Origin of the sequence: Flavobacterium psychroterrae (genome assembly GCF_018380615.1) — a bacterium.
Lineage (GTDB): Bacteria > Bacteroidota > Bacteroidia > Flavobacteriales > Flavobacteriaceae > Flavobacterium > Flavobacterium psychroterrae.
Map to the genome: position 1 here is coordinate 263,177 of NZ_JAGYVZ010000004.1, position 19,560 is coordinate 282,736.

The window sequence follows — 19,560 nt, forward strand, 5'->3', positions numbered from 1 at the left end:
CCGCTACCAAATTATCTAATTATCAAATTGGCACATTATCTAATTATTTTCAGAATACATTGCAAGCAAATTAGTAACCGTGTTCCAGTTTCTAATTGTTGCTGTTACGTTTAGTTTTTTCTCGATATATTTTTGATCAAATCTCGTTTTTCCGGCTCCAACGGCATATTTAATAAAAATCCTGTTACCATCAATACTGGCTTCATCCGGTTTGAACTGGCTGATTTTTAAGTCGTTTATATTTTCGCTTTTTAAAGCTACAGAAACAAAAGCCACATACAATTTTTTAGTATCTAAATCTTTTTCTTTTAAAAATGGACTGTTTTTAAAACACAATTCAAGATCTTCTTTGGTAACAACAACCACAGGAACTTCATGACCAAAAACTTTAAAAATTTCCTGTTTGATCATAAATCCTACTTTCGAAACACTATCTTCTTCAGTATCAACAAAAACATTTCCGGATTGCAAATAAGTTCTAACGTTTTGAAAACCAATATTTTCTAACATTGTTTTCAAAGCATCCATTTTCATCATATTGTGACCGGAAACATTAATTCCGCGCAAAAGTGCTAAGTGTGTTGTCATTTCAAAAATTTAGGATAAAATAAAAAGAGCATTCAATAATTTGAAATCAAATACTCCCTATATCTGCAAACTTACAGCTTTTTATTTATGATTTTTTATAAAGTAAGCCCGGACCATCACACATTTGCCATGAACTTTGTAATAAATTGTCTTCATTAATTGAGAGAAATTCAGATAAATCTCCCATACAATTCCCTATAATTGGACTACTTTCTTTGTGAGTTAACGCAAAACCTACAGTATTATCTTTTTTTTCAATTACAAATGTTCCGCTGGAAGTTGTAGTTGTATTGTCTGCTACTCTGGTCTTTACAAATGTTCCGTCAGTATTAAAAACATAATTTTCCTGCCATTCCATTTTAGATCCTGTAGTTTCGGCATTAATTTTATTGCCAGAAATTTTAACTAAAGTCCACTTTCCGTAATAATCACTTACAGCTGATGCTTTTGATTTATCATTACTTGAACAAGATATAAGACTTAATATAAGGACAAGTACAATTGCAATTTTTTTCATTTGTTTAGTTTTTTAAGAGTTAATATACTTATAATATTATTTTTTTATTAAATGGTTGTTTTAGTTATGATTTAATAATATAAAACTATGCATAAATATTTTAAAATTAAGTAATAACTTACATTAATTAACGATAAACTTTTAAAAATCATTTCAAGAAAACCAATGTAATTGATTTTGAAACCATATTAGACTTTCAAAATTGTGAATTAAAATCTATCTTCGCTTGAGAAAGAAAAAAGAGTAAAGAAGAAAGAAAATAGACACATATAAGTCTTTCTTCTTGCTTCTATTATCTTCATCTAAACTAAAATATAAAAATCTAAGCCAGTCTAAAAAAAAATGTCGAATAATCTCCTGGAAACCCCAATTGAATACTTAAAAGGCGTTGGTCCCAGTCGTGGCCAGTTGCTTCGTAAGGAATTGGGAATTCATAAATACGGGGATTTGGTTAATTTTTTTCCGAATAGATATATTGACAGAACGCGATATTACAAGATTAATGAACTTCAAAATACAGGTTCAGAAGTTCAGATTATTGGTAAAATCATCAACATAAAAACGGTTGAATTTGCTAAAAACAAAAAGCGTCTCGTCGCCACTTTTGTAGATGATACGGGGCAAATTGACCTGAATTGGTTTCAGGGACATAAATGGATTCGGGAAAGTTTAAAACTGAACGAAGTTTGTGTAATCTTTGGCAAATGTTCCCTTTACGGAAGTCAGTTTAGTATGGCGCATCCTGAAATTGAGTTGTTTAGCGAGCATGAAAGAAGCCTTCGTTCAGCGATGCAACCCGTTTATCCGTCGACCGAAACGTTGACGAACAGAGGAATTTCAAACAGAACCATTAATAAAATGATGGAACAATTGTTTGTTGAAACTCAGGCTTTATTTACGGAAACTTTTCCTGCTTATTTAATCGAAGAATTAAAACTAATCTCAAAAAGAGCCGCTTTATTCAACATACATTTTCCTAAAAGTCCGGATGCTTTGGCGAAAGCCCAATTTCGATTAAAGTTTGAAGAATTGTTTTTTATCCAATTGCAATTAATTACCAAAAACCTGATCCGAAAACACAAAATAAAAGGACATCCGTTTACAAAAGTGGGTGAGTTTTTTAATGAATTTTATCAGAACCATTTGCCTTTTCAATTGACAAACGCTCAAAAAAGAGTGGTGAAAGAAATCCGTGCAGATATGGGAAGCAACGCCCAAATGAACCGATTATTGCAGGGAGATGTAGGTTCCGGAAAAACAATTGTGGCTTTTTTGAGTATGCTTTTGGCAATTGACAATGGTTTTCAGGCGTGTTTAATGGCGCCAACAGAAATTCTTGCCAATCAGCATTTTATTGGATTATCAGAATTGGCTGAAACGCTCAATATCAACATAAAAATATTAACGGGTTCTACTAAAATTGCTGCTCGAAGAATCATTCACGAAGAACTTGAAAACGGAAGTCTGCACATTTTAATTGGCACGCACGCTTTGTTAGAGGATAAAGTAAAATTCCTCAATTTAGGATTAGCGGTAATTGATGAGCAACATCGTTTTGGGGTGGAACAAAGATCTAAATTGTGGAAGAAAAATGAAATTCCGCCACACGTTTTGGTCATGACCGCCACTCCTATTCCCAGAACTTTAGCAATGAGTTTGTACGGAGATTTAGATATTTCGGTGATTGATGAATTGCCTCCTGGCAGAAAACCCATTCAAACGGTGCATAGATTTGATAGCAATCGTTTAAAAGTCTGGAAATTTTTAAGGGATGAAATTGCGCTGGGAAGACAGATTTATATCGTTTATCCGTTAATTCAGGAATCAGAAAAAATGGATTATAAGGATTTAATGGACGGCTACGAAAGTATATCACGTGATTTCCCATTGCCGCAATATTCGATTTCGATCTTACACGGAAAAATGAAACCAGCGGATAAAGATGCTGAAATGAAACGCTTTTCTGAAGGTAAAACGAATATTATGGTGGCAACAACGGTAATTGAAGTTGGTGTAAACGTGCCCAATGCGAGTGTTATGATTATTGAAAGTGCTGAACGTTTTGGACTTTCTCAATTGCATCAATTACGCGGGCGTGTGGGGCGTGGCGCTGAACAAAGTTATTGTATTTTAATGACGAGCCACAAGTTAAGTGCCGACAGTAAAACCCGAATGGAGACGATGGTGCAAACAAATGACGGTTTCGAAATTGCCGAGGTCGATCTTAAACTTCGTGGTCCCGGCGATTTAATGGGAACGCAACAAAGTGGTGTTTTAAACCTGCAAATTGCTGATATCGTGCGCGACAGGGATATTTTAGGTCTCGCCAGAAACTACGCCATGAAAATCCTAAAAGAAGACGGACCGCTCCAAAAACCAGAACACGCTGTCCTAAAAGCTGTTTTCCTGGAATTGACTAAGAGAAAGAATATTTGGAATTATATAAGCTAAAAAAGGCTCAAAGACGCAAAGGTTCAGAGGTTCAAAGATTTTGACAACTTGCAATTAAGAAATATCTTAAATACTTAGAAACTTAAAAAATTTCATTTAATAAAATATAAATTTAGTTCTAATTGTCGTCCTGGGCGAGAGCGAAGGCTTTGAAACTTAAATTTAAGAAATACCCTAAATAATTAAAACCTTTGCAACTTTGACCCTTTGTTCCTTTGCACCTTTTTATAAAAAAGCTCCACTGTAAAAACACCTCAAAAATTCAATAACTTATCAGGGTGATTTAGATTTGTTGGGGGACAAACTTTCAGTTTGAATCTTTGGACATTTATACAATGAAGCATCTCTTTAAAATCTGCTATTTTTTTTGTGCCGTTTTCTTCTCAAAAAGACCGCTAAAAAGTCCTTTGCTAATTTTATTTTTATCATCTTTTCCTGTGGCAATCAGGTGATCGATATATTCCATATAGGTCTTTTTGCGCTCTTCCAGAAACCCAATTAAATAATCTTCAGAGGCTCCCTGACCGCTTACTTGCTCTATATGAAGCAGTTTTTTATACAAAGGCTCAATAAATTTGACAATAAGTTCTTCAGGAACAGATTTTCTGGTCCCAAAATATCCTGCAATTTCTCCATCGGTGTCAGCAATGATTTTAAACTCGGTCACAACCCAATAATACCTTCCGGTTTTTGACATGTTTTTTATAACAACATGAATATTTTCACTGGATTTTATGCTGTCCCATAAGAATTTAAAAATCACTTTTGGCATATCAGGATGACGTATTATGTTATGAGGCTGACCTATTAGCTCATGTTCATCATATCCTGACACATCAATAAAAGCTTCATTTGCATATAAAATGGTTCCTTTTGTATCTGTTTTACTTAATAATACTTTAGTTTTATTCCAATCAACTTCTCTGTCAGATGGAGTTGGGCGATTAATTCTGTTATCCATAAATTTGTATTTTAAATAATAGGCAATTCTCTTTTTGCGTAATAAATTCGGGGGCTTTTAAAGTATTATTCGAATAAGTTTAGTTTAAACCCTGATCGGTTTAAATTAACTTTGACCTCGGCTATTCGTTGATTTTACATGAATATCATTTACCAGATCGTCAATTTTTTTGGCACTTTCCCGCATCATTTCCAGATAAGTCAAAAGCTGATCATTATCTGTATGTCCTTTTGAAACATCAATAAGTTTTAAAACCGAGTTCACCGGCAATTTCAAATCAAGCGTTGTTCTGTGAATAAAATCATTATAATCTTTAGTTGCCGACATTGAACTGTATTTTGCCGATGCCAGCTTGATGTTTTCCAACTCATATTCATCAGAAATTTTCGAAATATGATTCTGGCTGTGTTCTTTAAAATAATACGCCCAATATCCGTTCATAAAAAAAACAACTGCTGCTAAAACAACGTGGATAATTAAGGTTTCCAAGTCAAAATTTACTTGGGAAAAATACAATTGTAAACCTTTTGGATCACTGTAAACAAAATTCTGCATATATGCCAAAGCAACGTGATGCACTACAACCAAAAGAGTCAGCGGAATCTGAAGTTTCCAGTTTTGGTAAATAATTAAGATTGTACTGGCAATAAAAACCGTAAAATGCATTTCAAATAATCCGTGCATCTGGTAAATATATTGTGCCATAAATATCGCCAAAACAACTGATAGAACGTACTGGTAAAAATTAGAATTTTTGATAAAGAATTTTGCAGAGTAGTAGAGTAAAATATTCAACGTCCCCACTCCTACGCCAATTTCAAATGTATCATACTTAAAGGATAATGCAATCCCGAGCAGGAAATATATGGCAAGAACATAATTAATAATTGTATCTGATTTTTGTGTCATGGTTGACATAAAATTGTGCAGATAATCTCGTTCGTTTAAACTGGCTTTTGTTTTCATAAATTAAGGAAATTAGGTTAAGTATAATAGATTTATTTAGTGCATTTTGGTAAGGAGCATCCGTAAGCTCTCAGGGCTAAAGCATCAAATGAAGGGGAATGATTTTGTTTTAATAAAGCATCTATTGCCATTTGCGCATAATTACTGTCGGCATTCGTGCAATATCTTGTTTTGTTGTAATTGCCGCGGTAGTATAAATTTTGAGATGCATCAAGAAGTACCGCCTGAGGTGTTGAGAAAACCCCGCAATTATTGGCTATGTCCTGATCAAAGTAAACAGGAATTTTAGCATTAAACTTATTTTGGATTTCCTCAATTGTAAAGCTCTTTTGCTTATTGAGCACTACAATTTTAAAGTTTATCTGATTTCCGTATTTTTTAATCAATTCGGTTACATGAGGAATATTGAAGCGGGAACACGGACAATCCGGATTAAAAAAGTGAATAAAAATGGGTCTGCTATCTGTTACGCAACATTTTAAATCAATTTTACTTTCAATAGCTATCTTCTGATAATTTAGCGGAATTGGTGTTGGTAAACTGTATTTAAATTCGTTTTGCCAAAATAAAACTGAAATAGCGGCACATAATAATAACATCCATAAGCCAACAAGTAATTTTCTTAGCATAAAAGGGAATAATTTAAGGATTACAAAAAAATGTTTAAACGATTGTTAATTTAATTATTTTAATACTAAATAATTTTAACTTAAAAACAAATAAAAAACCTACACATTTTAACGCTTAACCCTCAAAAACATTATTATTCCCACAAAAAAATTATCATTTTGTTTAAGCATATCAATGTTACGAATAAAATCGATAAACTGCAAAAAAAATCGGACAAATTACAGTAAATTCTTTCAAGTAAGAAATAACCTAAATAAATAATTATTATCGCGTAAATATACTTGAGTAAAATCTTACAAATAAGTATGAGTCATCCATTAAAATAGAAATTTCAATAATAATAGTAAAATAATTCATCAACACATTAAACCATTTTAAGAAACTCATGTCCAATTACAAAAAGTTGACAAAACTAACTGTTAAAAGACGTTTAAAATTAATATTATCCAAGTGTTAAATAAAGCTTAACATCTTTCGATTTCGTTTCAAAAAGTTAAATTTGCAGCCTTACTAAAAACACATACCCAAAAAACATTTACCTCAATTTTATGAAAGTAAAAAACCTAATTTACGCCTTATTGATTATTGGCATTGGAGGATTTATAGCCTACAGAATAGTATCCAATAAAAGCAAAAACGATGAATCTAAAAAATTTGGCGATAAAGACAAACCTACTACCGTTTCCGGAATTATTGTTAAAACAGCCACTTTTGACAATAATCTTTCTTTATCCGGATCTATCGAAGCTAATGAGCAAATAGAAATTCATAGCGAAGTTTCTGGTATTGTTGAGGGAATTTATTTTACCGAGGGAACTAATGTAACTAAAGGACAAGTATTATTTAAGGTAAATGATATTGAACTAAAAGCACAATTAAGACAAGCCATTACTAAAGAAGGTCTGGCTGGCGAAAATGAAAGAAGAGCTAAACTATTACTTCAAAAAGAAGCGATTAGTCAGGAAGAATTTGATGTTGCAAATGCTGATTATGCTTCTATGAAAGCACAATCACAATTAATTAGAGCTCAAATTGCAAAAACTGCCGTAAAAGCGCCTTTTTCAGGAAAAATTGGTTTGCGTTCTATTTCTCCCGGAACTTATATAACACCAACAATTTTAGTTGCAAAATTAGTTAATACAGGAAAATTAAAAATCACATTTTCTATTCCTGAAAAATATGCTGCACAAGTAAGATCAGGTTCAACAATCGAATTTTCGGTTTCAGGATCAGATAAAGTATATACTGCAAAAATTTATGCGATAGAGCCGGAAGTTGAAATTGCAACACGAACGCTTAAAGTTCGCGCCATTGCTGATAATATTGACGGAAAACTTTTCCCGGGAACTTTTGCTGATGTAAAATTGCCTTTAAATATTATCAAAGATGCCATTGTAGTTCCTACAGAAGCTATTGTTCCGGTACAAAGCGGTAAAAAAGTATATATTGCTAATATGGGCAAAGCCAAGGAAGTTATGGTTGAGGCAACAACAAGAACTGATGCTTCTATTTTGATTTTATCAGGATTAAAAGCCGGAGATACCTTGATTACCAGCGGCGTTATGTCATTAAAAAATGATGCGCCTATAAAAGTTAATGTAAAAAAATAGTTTTGAGTTAGGAGTTATGAATTATGAGTTTAAATTTTAAATCTATAATCTGTACTCTATTTTCTTTATTCTAAAATCTCAACTCTAAAATCATAAATCTCACATGAGTTTATCAACCACAAGTATAAAAAGACCTGTTTTAACCATTGTACTGAATCTTTTGATTATTTTATTCGGTTTCATTGGTTATACCTTTTTGGGCGTTAGGGAATTTCCTTCTATCGACCCTGCGCAGGTTTCTATCAGAACCAATTATACAGGAGCCAATTCTGATATTATTGAGTCGCAAATTACAGAACCGCTTGAAAAAGCCGTAAATGCTATTGACGGAATCAGAAATATTACATCATCAAGTAATCAGGGAAGCAGCAGTATTACAATCGAATTTAATTTAGATAAAAACTTAGAGGAAGCCGCGAATGACGTTCGTGATAAAGTTTCACAAGCCGTTAGAAGTTTGCCTCAGGATATTGACGCGCCACCGGTAGTTTCTAAAGCTGATGCCGATAGTGAATCTATTATTTCAATGACGGTTCAAAGTGATACCAGAAGCTCTTTAGAATTAAGTGATTATGCCGAAAATGTAATTTCACAACGTTTAGAAACCATTCCCGGAGTCAGCGGAGTTCAAATTTGGGGACAAAAACGTTACGCAATGCGTTTGTGGATTGATCCGATAAAATTAAATGCCTATAACTGTACGGTTTCTGATGTTCGAGACGCTTTAAATGCACAAAACGTTGAATTACCATCCGGAAAATTGACGGGAAATAATACCGAATTAACCGTAAAAACAATCGGGAATCTCTCTAAACCGGAAGAATTTAATAATATAATCATTCGTACAGACGGAGATAAAATTGTTCGTTTAAGCGATGTTGGCGGTGCTGAATTAGGGCCTGAAAATATCGAAACTTCGTTGACATCATCAGGACTTCCTATGATTGGTCTGGCAATTGTACCAATGCCGGGAGCGAATTATTTAGATATTTCAAATGAATTTTATAAAAAATACGACGCTTTAAAAAAGGATTTACCTAAAGATATCAAGCTTAATATTGCATTGGATAATACGCTTTTCGTAAAAAAATCAGTACTCGAAGTTGCTGAAACTTTAGGGATTTCGATTATTTTGGTAATTATCATTATTTATTTGTTTTTTAGAGACTGGGCAATTGCGTTCAGGCCTTTAATTGATATTCCGGTTTCGTTAATTGCTACGTTTTTTATCATGTGGCTTTTCGGATTCTCCATAAATGTATTAACACTTTTAGCCATTGTTCTGGCAACCGGACTTGTGGTGGATGACGGAATTGTAGTTACCGAGAATATCTTCAAAAAAGTCGAAGAAGGAATGTCACCAATTGAAGCTGCAATCAAAGGTTCAAATGAAATTTTCTACGCCGTAATTTCGATTTCGGTAACTCTGGCAGCAGTATTTTTACCGGTAATTTTCCTAGAAGGTTTCGTAGGTCGACTCTTTCGGGAATTTGGTGTTGTAATTGGTGCCGCCGTATTAATTTCTGCTTTTGTATCATTGACATTAACGCCAATGCTGAATGCGTATTTGATGAAAGGCGGAGAACAGAAAAAATCCAAATTCTACGTTAAAACTGAACCGTTTTTCGAAAAATTAAATAGTGGTTATGCCGATTCATTAAGCCGTTTTATGAATAAAAAATGGATTAGTTTTCCAATTCTTATTGCCTGTTTCGGATTGATTTATTTGTTTTTCACCATTCTTCCTAAAGAAACTGCTCCCTATGATGACCGTAGTTCTGTAACCATGCGTATGACAACGCCTGAAGGTTCATCTTATGAATATACAAACCGTTTTATGCAGGAAATGTCAAAATTAGTTGATGATTCTATTCCGGACAAAAAAGTAAGTTTAGTCATTACTGCGGGAGGTTCCGGAGGTTCTGCAACGAATTCAGGTTTCATCAGACTTTCATTAAAAGAACCTGATGAGAGAAAAATGTCGCAGAAAGATATTGCTGATAAATTAACAAAATGGACTAAAAAATATCCTGACGCTAAAACATCTGTAATTCAACAACCTACAATTTCTGTAAACAGACGTGGAGGTTTACCGATTCAGTACATTATACAAGCTCCTACTTTTGAGAAACTGAGAGAAAAAATTCCTTTGTTTATGGATGAAGTGGGTAAAAGTGATGTTTTCTCGGTTACTGATGTCAATTTAAAATTCAATAAACCCGAAATCAACGTAAGTATCGATCGTGAAAAAGCCGAAAGTTTAGGAATTTCTATCATGGATATTGCGCAAACGCTCCAACTTTCGTTAAGCGGACAACGTTTTGGCTATTTCATTAAAAACGGAAAACAATATCAGGTTATTGGTCAGTTTGATCAAAAAGACCGTTCAAAACCATTGGATTTAACATCAATGTTTGTGAGAAACAAAAGTGGTCAATTGATTCAAATGGATAACGTTGTAAAAGTCGAGGAACAAAGTAATCCACCACAATTGTATCATAATAACCGCTATATGTCGGCAACAGTTTCTGCTGGTTTGGCTCCGGGCAAAAGTATCAGCGACGGTATTGAAGCAATGGATCAGATTAAAGCGAAAGTACTTGACGAAAGTTTTACTACCGATTTAAGTGGAGAATCGCGAGATTTTGTTGAAAGTAGTTCGAATACATCTTTCGCTTTTGGATTAGCATTATTATTAATATTCCTGATTCTTGCAGCTCAGTTTGAAAGTTTTATCGATCCGCTTATTATCATTTTGACTGTGCCAATGGCGGTTGCAGGAGCTTTATTTTCGTTATGGTTATTCAATCAAACCTGGAATATTTTCAGTCAGATTGGTACTGTAATGCTTATTGGTCTGGTAACTAAAAATGGTATTTTAATTGTTGAATTTGCGAATCAGTTACGAGAACAGGGAAAACCAAAATTAGAAGCTATTTTAGAAGCATCAGAAGCGCGTTTACGTCCAATTTTAATGACCAGTTTAGCGATTGCTTTAGGAGCTTTACCAATTGCAATGTCGCTTGGTGCAGCATCTACAAGTAGAATTGGGATGGGAGTTGTTATCGTGGGAGGAACTATTTTCTCACTAGCCTTAACGCTTTTTGTAATTCCTGCCATTTATTTAATGTGGTCTAAAGCAAGAAAACATTATCCTGAATTTGCTCATATTGACGAATACGAAAAAGAAAGTAAATAAAAATTTATTAGCTATAAATTCCCGAATTTTAATAATTCGGGAATTTGCGGCAAAAGACAACAAATATGAATATTAAAATTTTATTTAGTAGTTTAATAGTGTTCCTATGCATTGCAAAAACAAGTGCACAGGAAGTTCTTACTATTGAAGACGCTATGAAAATAGCTTTAGAAAATAATTTTGAAATTAAGATTGCCAAGAATAATTCAAAAATTAGCGAAACCAACGTAACCGTGGGAAATGCAGGAATGTTACCGGTTGCAACGGCATCTGTTACGGATAATAATAGCGTTCAAAATTCATCGCAAGTACGTCAGGATGGAACTTCGACATCCTTAAATAATGCCAAAAACAACAGTTTAAATTATGGTGTAAGTTTAGGATGGACAGTTTTTGACGGAATGAAAATGTTTGCAAGATTAGACCAGTTAAAAGAATTGCAAAAATTAGGTGACGCTGAATTAAAAAGAACGGTTTTAATGAAAATCGGACAAGTGAATTCTGCTTACTATGACTTGGTTCAGCAACAACAGCAATTATCTGCTTTAGACACCACAATTGTTATTTCGAAACAAAGATTAACGCTGGCTCAAAATCGTTTCACCATTGGGAAGGCTTCAAAATTAGAGGTTTTAAATGCGCAGGTGGATTTAAATTCAGATCAGGCCGCAATAATCAGACAAAAAGAATCGTATAAAAATGCCAAGATTTTACTGAACCAACATTTAGCACGTGATCCACAAATTGATTTCACGGTAACTAATGAAGTTACGGTTGATAATAAACTGGTATTGATTGACTTAATGGATTTGGCAAAAAAACAAAATCCGGCTTTAGAATCGCAAATCATCAACAAACGAATTGCCGAATTACAACTAAAACAGGTAAAAGCAGATCGTTATCCTGTTGTAAATCTGACCTCAGGATATAATATTGCAGAAAGCCAATCCAGTTTAGGTTTTACAACTGAATCTTCGGCAAAAGGTTTTAATTATGGTTTTAATGCTACACTAAATATATTTGACGGTTTTAACCAGCATCGAAATGAAAAAGTGGCAAAACTTCAAATTGAAAATACTCAAATTGCAATTGATCAGCAAAATATGATTTTGAATACCCAATTAAGTACTGCTTTTCAAACTTATCTTACTAACTTAGAATTAATTGAATTAGAAGAAGATAATGAAACAATTGCAAAACAGAACCTTGATATTACGCTGGATAAATTTAGAATTGGAACTATTACGACGATTGATTTCAGAACGGCTCAGTTGAATTATGTTAACGCAAAAGTACGTTACAGCAACGCACAATATGAGGCAAAATTATCTGAAATTGCTTTGAAAGAATTAGCAGGAAATATTAATTTTTAAATTAAATTTGTTTCAAAACAAACTTAAATGATCTCATACAATACCAAAGATTGGTTTACTTTTATTTTCCATTTTCATAAATCGGATACTGTCAGAAAGTTGTTTCCTGTTATGCTGGCTATCGGAATTTACTCTGCATTAATTGGTTATCTGGAAGTTGAGTATTTTAAAATTGGGAAAAATGATTATATCCACAATATTCCCATTATGCACGGAATGTTAGGTTTTGTGATTTCATTATTACTTGTTTTCCGAACTAATACGGCATACGATCGTTGGTGGGAAGGACGTAAATTATGGGGAAGTTTGGTTAATAATAGCCGTAATCTTGCTATTAAACTTTCGGCAATGCTGAAAGATGAAAATGATCGAAAATTCTTCAGAAAATTCATTCCCACTTACGCTTCAATCCTGCACAAACATTTGCACGATTCTGAAACCAGCAAACAGCTTTTTGATGATGTTGATTTAGAAATTGACCATCATAAACACAAACCAAATCAGGTTAAAAGAATGATGTTTCATAAAATTAATGATTTGTATGATGCCAAAAAAATCACTGGAGAACAACTCATAATTTTAAACGAAGAATTGCAATCTTTTACAGATATATGCGGTGCTTGCGAACGAATTAAAAACACGCCCATTCCCTACTCTTACAGTGCTTTTATCAAGAAATTTATTTTCTTTTACACTATGACTTTGCCTTTTGGATATTCTGTAAGTTTAGGTTATTTTGTTGCTCCTGTTGTGGTTTTTATATTTTATGTACTCGCAAGTTTGGAGCTTATCGCCGAAGAAATCGAAGACCCGTTTGGTGATGATGAAAATGATTTGCCTACAAAAAAAATATCCGAAAACATTAAAAAACATGTTGAAGAGCTGATTTAATTAAACGTTAAATCTGAATTTTCTATTCCTTTTTTGATTAAATTTAAAGTCACTACTAAAAATTTAATCACAATGAATAACCAACGTGCTTTAATCAATCCTCCTCTTTTATCGAGTGAAAAATCATTAAAAACACTTGTCGAAAACAGGACTGTTTACACACTAAATCATTGCGAATTAAATATTTTTGAAACGTATGAATCTTCCAAACTGGTTCCGCTAAAATTCAATGATTTTGTGGTGACCAGTATGTTAAGAGGCAAAAAAATAATGCATCTTTTTGATGATCCCGGATTTGATTATTTACCAGGAGAAACTGTAGTTATTCCGTCAAACGTAGAAATGAAAATCGATTTTCCAGAAGCTTCCAGAGAAAATCCTACACAATGTCTGGCATTGGCAATTGATAAATCTAAAATCACAGATACTTTAAATTTCCTGAACGAACGTTATCCCAAAGAAGGCAGCGATGCATATTGGCAATTAAATTATCAGAATTATTTCTTCTACAATAATGTCGATCTTGCCACTACAATCAATAAACTAATTAAGGAATGCATGAGTATTTCGATAACAAAGGATGCTCTGGCAGATTTAACACTGCAAGAATTATTGATCAGAATTATTCAGACACAAACCGTAAAATCCCTGGATGAAGGAGTTTCAATTCAAGCGAATAATCCCATTTTTGAAGTTACGGAATTCATCAAACTCAACCTAAAAGAAAACATGAATCTTAAAAGCCTCAGCGACAAAGCCTGCATGAGTACAGCATCTTTCTATCGTTTTTTTAAAAGAGAATTAGGCATGAGTCCGATTGAGTATGTTTTGAATGAAAAAATAAAACACGCCAAAAAATTGCTCAGAAACCCAAGCATTCAGATTAATGAAGTCTGTTACTTATCCGGTTTTGAAGATGCTAATTACTTTATACGATTATTTAAAAAACACGAAGGTATTACTCCTAAGCAATATCAGTTGCTTTATATTAATTGAAGGTGCTAAGATTCTAAGTTACTAAGATTCTAAGTTTTTTTTCCAATCTTGTCTTTATAGTAACGAAAAATTCTATTCATTGTAATTTGAACAAACCGTAACCTAATATTATCATCCTACGAAGAGAAGGAAACCGTAACCCCAATATTGTCATCCTGACGAAGGAAGGATCTCCGTAAGTAGCTCTTCAAAGATTAATAAACTTTAAGGAATTATATCGCGGATATCTTAGTTCCTCAAAAGGACAATCTGAACTTAAACATAGTATTATTAATTTTCTACACAAATTATAGCCCAAACCATAACCGCAATATTGTCATCCTGACACAGGAAGGATCTCCGTAAGTAGCTCCACAAAGATTGACAACCTTTACGGAATTATATCGCGGAGATTCTTCGTTCCTCAGAAAGACAAGATTGTAGATATATTGGGATTCAAACACACAGTAAACCCGACAGGTTTTTAAAACCTGTCGGGTTTAGCGAACGAATAAAGTACTGCTGCGCGCCTCTACAAGAAAACCTTTGTGCCTTTGAACCTCAGAACCTTTGAATGAACCTTTCCTCATTCTATAAAACTAACCGGTTCTAAATCCTTTTCCTCTTCTTCAGTAAAAATTCGATATTCAATTTGGAATGTTTTTTTCAAAGGCGTTTCTAACGAAAAACCGCCAACACCAAAAGCATCAATTACTTTTAGGGTAAAGTGCGCATGTTTCCAATATTCGAATAAATCTTTATCCACCCAAAACTCCGTGTCTTCAATTGTGCCTATGCAAACATCACCCATTCTTTGGTAATAGCCGCCTTTTTCAAAACACTGCGGCTGCGTACCTTCGCAACAGCCTCCGGCTTGATAAAACATCAAATCACCGTGTTTTTCTTTTAGAATTTTTATCAATTCAATGGCTTTGTCTGTGGCGTCAAGTCTCTTTATCATGATATTTTTCTTTAAATTAAATTTACAAAAAAAGGCAAGCCGAAACTTACCTTTTCAAACCAACATAATAACAAATTAAAAGAAACCTAATTTCTTTTTATCATAAGAAATCAGCATATTTTTTGTCTGACGGTATTGTCCTAACATCATTTTGTGATTTTCGCGACCAATTCCGGATTGTTTATAACCTCCAAAAGGCGCTCCCGCAGGATATGAATGGTATTGATTGATCCAGACACGACCGGACTGAATCGCTCTTGGAACCTGATAAATTTCGTGTGCATCACGTGTCCAGACTCCCGCGCCTAATCCGTACATGGTATCATTTGCAATTTCAATGGCTTCTTCAGTGGTTTTAAAAGTGGTAACGGCTAAAACAGGTCCAAAAATTTCTTCCTGAAAAATTCTCATTTTGTTATGTCCTTTAAACAACGTTGGTTTAATGTAATAGCCACCTTCCAGATCTCCGCCTAAATGATTTTCATCACCTCCTGTTAAAAGCTCTGCTCCTTCTTCTTTTCCTAATTTAATATATGACATGATTTTTTCCTTCTGAACGAGTGAAGTCTGCGCACCAATCATAGTCGATTTATCTAACGGATTTCCGGCAATAATTGCTTCGGTTCTTTCAATAACTCTCGCAATAAACTTCTCATATATATCTTCATGAATTAATAATCTTGACGGACAAGTACAAATTTCACCTTGATTTAAGGCAAATAAAACGGCACCTTCAATTGCTTTATCAAAAAAGTCATCATCATGATCTGCTATCGACGGAAAGAAAATATTTGGCGATTTTCCACCAAGTTCAAGCGTAACCGGAATAATATTTTCAGTTGCATATTGCATCACCAAACGTCCTGTTGTTGTAGATCCTGTAAATGCTGCTTTAGCCACTTTTTTATTGGTTACTAAAGGTCGTCCCAATTCTGCGCCAAAACCGTTTACTATATTTAAAACTCCCGGAGGAAGAATATCGCCAATCAATTCCATTAAAACTAAAATCGAAATCGGCGTACTTTCGGCAGGTTTTAAAACAATTGTATTTCCAGCTGCTAATGCCGGAGCGATTTTCCAGACTGCCATTAAAATTGGGAAATTCCAAGGAATAATCTGTGCGATAACGCCTAATGGTTCGCTTAAAGAGATGGAAACTGTTAGGGAATCCAGTTCTGCAATTGAACTTTCTTCGGCACGAATAACTCCGGCAAAATATCTAAAGTGATCTATCGCTAACGGAATATCTGCTGCAAGGGTTTCACGAATTGGTTTTCCGTTATCTATTGTTTCTACAGTCGCAATATATTCAAGGTTGTCCTCTATTTTTTGTGCAATTTTATTTAGTAAAATGCTTCGTTCTGTAACCGAAGTTTTTCCCCAGGTTTTAAACGCTTCATATGCTGCATCTACGGCTAATTCTAAATCTTCTTTGCCTGAATGAGCGGCTTTTGTAAATACTTTCCCGTCAATTGGAGAAACAACATCAAAATACTCTCCTTTTATCGGAGCTGTAAATTTTCCGTTAATATAATTCTCATATTGTGCCTTAAATTCTGGTCTTTCAGATATAGTACTCATAATAATATTTTTTTGATTCATTTCAAATTTACCTTCAAATTATGAAACAGAATAGCACTTTTCAGTCACGTTATAGCACAAATATTACACATTCGTTTTTATAACTAACTTTTAATATTTAATTATCAAAATATTGGCTATAAAATTACAAGATACTCATTTACAATGCCTTTTGTTTAAAATAAAAACAGTACAAAAAAACCAAATAAATTGTTTCTTACTACACTTCGCAATCCTTATATTTGTATTCTTATACAAGAACAAAAAAGTTAACATGAAAATATCTTACAACTGGTTAAAACAATTTATTAAAACAGACTGGACATCTGAGCAAACTTCAGAATTACTTACGGATTTAGGTCTGGAAGTTGAAGTTGTCGAAAAATACCAATCAGTTAAAGGCGGTTTAGAAGGAGTTGTTGTAGGACACGTACTTACTTGCGAAAAACATCCGGATGCTGACAGATTAAACATTACAACTGTAAACATAGGTTTAGAAGCTCCTATACAAATTGTTTGCGGTGCAGCGAATGTTGCCGCAGGACAAAAAGTTCCTGTTGCTACTATTGGAACTGTTTTATATGATAAAGATGGTGCTGAATTTACTATTAAAAAAGGAAAAATTCGCGGACAGGAAAGTCACGGAATGATTTGTGCCGAGGATGAATTAGGTTTAGGTACGAGTCATGACGGAATTATGGTTTTGGCTGAAGATTTAGTTCCCGGAACTCCTGCTGCTGAAGTTTTTCAGGTTGCAAATGACGAAGTTTTCGAAATAGGATTAACGCCAAATCGTGCTGACGCTATGAGTCACCTTGGAACTGCGCGTGATTTGAGAGCCGGAATGCTGCAGCGTGGTGTAAACGTAGAATTAATCACGCCATCTGTGAGTAATTTTAGAGTAGACATGCGTACTTTAAAAATTGATGTTAATGTTGAAGAGCCTCTTTTGGCACCAAGATATTGTGGTGTAACTATTTCAGGAATTTCTGTTCAGGAATCTCCGGCATGGTTGCAAGATCGTTTGAAAGCTATTGGATTAACTCCAAAAAATAATATTGTCGATGTTACTAATTATGTTTTACACGAATTAGGACAACCGCTTCACGCCTTTGATGCTGCAAAAATCAACGGAAAAATACTTGTAAAAACACTTCCTGAAGGAACTAAATTTGTGACTTTAGACGATGTTGAAAGAACATTGCACAAAGAAGATTTAATGATTTGCGACGAAAAAGGTCCGCTTTGTATTGCGGGAGTTTTTGGAGGAAAAAAATCAGGAGTTTCAGAAGGAACAACAACCATTTTCTTAGAAAGTGCTTATTTTGATGCCGTTAGCGTTCGTAAAACTGCAAAAAGACATCAATTGAATACAGATGCTTCTTTTAGATTTGAAAGAGGAATTGATCCTACAATTACTGAATATGCATTGAAACGTGCAGCACTTTTAATTCAGGAAGTTGCAGGTGGAAAAATAACGTCTGATGTTGTGGAAGTTTATCCTAAAAAGATAGAAGATTTCTCTGTTTTATTGAATTTCAGCCATGTTTCTAAAATCATTGGACAGGAAATTCCGAAAGACACCATTAAAAAGATTTTAGTTTCTCTGGATATTAAAGTAAACAGCGTTTCTGATTCTGGTTTAGGTTTAACAATTCCTGCATATCGTGTTGACGTTCAACGTGAAATTGATGTAATCGAAGAAATATTGAGAGTTTACGGTTATAACAACATTAATTTTTCTAAAAAATTCAATGCAACGGTTTCTAATTCACCAAGAACCGAAGATTATAAAGTACAAAATGTTATTGCTTCACAATTGAATTCACAAGGATTTCATGAAATGATGGCGAACTCTTTGACAACAGCGGCTTACGCAAAATTATCGACTGTTTTAAAAGAAGAACACAATGTGACAATGCTAAATCCGTTGAGTAGTGATTTATCAACTTTGCGTCAATCGTTATTGTTCTCCGGTTTAGAAGCCATCTCGTATAATATCAACAGAAAAAATGCCGATTTAAAATTATTTGAATTCGGAAAGTCCTATCATAAATATCTTAACGGATACGAAGAGCACAAACATTTAACTTTGTTGATCTCAGGAAACAGAAACAAGGAAAGCTGGACAAATGCTCAAAAAACTACTGATTTCTTTTTATTAAAAGGATATGTAAAAGGTATTTTAGCCCGTTTAGGAATTGAGAAAATTTCTAATACTCCAGTACAAAGCGATATTTTTTCAGAAGGAACAGCAATTTGCTACAACAATGATACATTAGTAGAAATTGGTGTGGTTAAAAAATCAATCCTGAAACATTTCGGAATCAAACAAGATGTTTACTTTGCCGATTTCAATTGGGATTTAATTCTGAAAATTATCACAGGAAAAATTAAATATTCTGAAATTCCTAAATATCCTGAAGTCCGCAGAGATTTAGCTTTACTAATTGATAAGAATACTACTTATGAAAGTATCTTTAACCTTGCAAAACAAACAGAAAAAGCGCTTTTAAAAGATGTTAATTTATTTGATGTTTATGAAGGTGAAAAACTTCCGGAAGGAAAAAAATCGTATGCTTTGAGTTTTACTATTCAAGATAACACAAAAACGCTGACAGATGCTCAAATTGATAAAATAATGTCTAAATTGCAACAAACTTTTGAGACTGAACTTGGAGCCACTTTAAGATAACAACTATCCTACTATAAATTGCAAACCCGACAGAATGGACTGCACCCAAAAGTTTAGACGAATTTATAATTAAATTTGATAATAATGAGCTCGATATTGTATCGGGCTCATTCCTTTTAGATTAAGTTTTATTCGATCATTATTATAATAGTCTATATATTC

At 33.7% G+C, this 19,560-nt stretch carries 15 protein-coding genes; 7 read left to right on the forward strand and 8 right to left on the reverse strand.

The features are described from left to right. Nucleotides 1–39 precede the first annotated feature (39 nt). Nucleotides 40–588, reverse strand: a complete 549-nt coding sequence (locus KHA90_RS06815; RefSeq protein ID WP_213296754.1) for a DUF1697 domain-containing protein — start codon at nucleotides 586–588, stop codon at nucleotides 40–42. A gap of 85 nt (nucleotides 589–673) precedes the next feature. After that, nucleotides 674–1,105 carry a hypothetical protein gene (locus KHA90_RS06820; RefSeq protein ID WP_213296756.1) on the reverse strand — a complete coding sequence of 144 codons (432 nt, stop codon included), beginning with the start codon at nucleotides 1,103–1,105 and terminating at the stop codon, nucleotides 674–676. A gap of 342 nt (nucleotides 1,106–1,447) precedes the next feature. Here KHA90_RS06820 and recG point away from each other — a divergent pair, with 342 nt between their 5' ends. Then, on the forward strand, nucleotides 1,448–3,556 hold the full coding sequence (gene recG, locus KHA90_RS06825) for an ATP-dependent DNA helicase RecG (RefSeq protein ID WP_213296758.1): 2,109 nt from the start codon (nucleotides 1,448–1,450) through the stop codon (nucleotides 3,554–3,556). A gap of 358 nt (nucleotides 3,557–3,914) precedes the next feature. On the opposite strand, the gene KHA90_RS06830 is transcribed toward recG, so the two are convergent. The 3 genes from KHA90_RS06830 to KHA90_RS06840 all read right to left on the reverse strand — a co-directional run bounded on the left by KHA90_RS06830 (nucleotide 3,915) and on the right by KHA90_RS06840 (nucleotide 6,112). Continuing rightward, a complete protein-coding gene (locus KHA90_RS06830) occupies nucleotides 3,915–4,517 on the reverse strand; it encodes a PAS domain-containing protein (RefSeq protein WP_213296761.1) in 603 nt (200 codons plus the stop codon). Nucleotides 4,518–4,622: 105 nt separating this feature from the next. Beyond that, nucleotides 4,623–5,483, reverse strand: coding sequence for a hypothetical protein (locus KHA90_RS06835; RefSeq protein WP_213296764.1), 861 nt, complete (start codon nucleotides 5,481–5,483; stop codon nucleotides 4,623–4,625). Between the two features lie 32 nt (nucleotides 5,484–5,515). Continuing rightward, a complete protein-coding gene (locus tag KHA90_RS06840) occupies nucleotides 5,516–6,112 on the reverse strand; it encodes a TlpA family protein disulfide reductase (protein WP_213296766.1) in 597 nt (198 codons plus the stop codon). Nucleotides 6,113–6,661: 549 nt separating this feature from the next. Between KHA90_RS06840 and KHA90_RS06845 the strand changes: the two genes are divergently transcribed. From KHA90_RS06845 to KHA90_RS06865, 5 genes are all read left to right on the forward strand, one after another. Continuing rightward, nucleotides 6,662–7,723 carry an efflux RND transporter periplasmic adaptor subunit gene (locus KHA90_RS06845; protein WP_213296769.1) on the forward strand — a complete coding sequence of 354 codons (1,062 nt, stop codon included), beginning with the start codon at nucleotides 6,662–6,664 and terminating at the stop codon, nucleotides 7,721–7,723. 103 nt (nucleotides 7,724–7,826) lie between these two features. Further along, nucleotides 7,827–10,922: an efflux RND transporter permease subunit gene (locus tag KHA90_RS06850; protein WP_213296772.1), complete on the forward strand. Its 3,096-nt coding sequence runs from the start codon at nucleotides 7,827–7,829 to the stop codon at nucleotides 10,920–10,922. Nucleotides 10,923–10,987: 65 nt separating this feature from the next. After that, on the forward strand, nucleotides 10,988–12,295 hold the full coding sequence (locus KHA90_RS06855; RefSeq protein ID WP_213296774.1) for a TolC family protein: 1,308 nt from the start codon (nucleotides 10,988–10,990) through the stop codon (nucleotides 12,293–12,295). A gap of 27 nt (nucleotides 12,296–12,322) precedes the next feature. Then, the gene (locus KHA90_RS06860; RefSeq protein WP_213296777.1) at nucleotides 12,323–13,186 is read left to right on the forward strand and encodes a bestrophin family protein; all 864 of its coding nucleotides are present in this window, start codon (nucleotides 12,323–12,325) and stop codon (nucleotides 13,184–13,186) included. A 72-nt stretch (nucleotides 13,187–13,258) separates the two neighbouring features. Continuing rightward, nucleotides 13,259–14,182, forward strand: a complete 924-nt coding sequence (locus tag KHA90_RS06865; protein ID WP_213296779.1) for an AraC family transcriptional regulator — start codon at nucleotides 13,259–13,261, stop codon at nucleotides 14,180–14,182. Nucleotides 14,183–14,747: 565 nt separating this feature from the next. Here the strand turns inward: KHA90_RS06865 and KHA90_RS06870 are convergent. Together KHA90_RS06870 and KHA90_RS06875 are read right to left on the reverse strand one after the other, a co-directional pair. Further along, a complete protein-coding gene (locus KHA90_RS06870) occupies nucleotides 14,748–15,122 on the reverse strand; it encodes a DUF779 domain-containing protein (protein WP_213296781.1) in 375 nt (124 codons plus the stop codon). 75 nt (nucleotides 15,123–15,197) lie between these two features. Beyond that, nucleotides 15,198–16,703: an aldehyde dehydrogenase family protein gene (locus tag KHA90_RS06875; RefSeq protein ID WP_213296783.1), complete on the reverse strand. Its 1,506-nt coding sequence runs from the start codon at nucleotides 16,701–16,703 to the stop codon at nucleotides 15,198–15,200. Nucleotides 16,704–16,941: 238 nt separating this feature from the next. On the opposite strand from KHA90_RS06875, the gene pheT reads away from it, so the two are divergent. Next, nucleotides 16,942–19,398: a phenylalanine--tRNA ligase subunit beta gene (pheT, locus tag KHA90_RS06880; RefSeq protein ID WP_379785777.1), complete on the forward strand. Its 2,457-nt coding sequence runs from the start codon at nucleotides 16,942–16,944 to the stop codon at nucleotides 19,396–19,398. A 69-nt stretch (nucleotides 19,399–19,467) separates the two neighbouring features. Here pheT and KHA90_RS06885 read toward each other — a convergent pair. Beyond that, a partial coding sequence (locus KHA90_RS06885; RefSeq protein ID WP_210666978.1) for an IS3 family transposase occupies nucleotides 19,468–19,560 on the reverse strand: 93 nt, incomplete at its 5' end.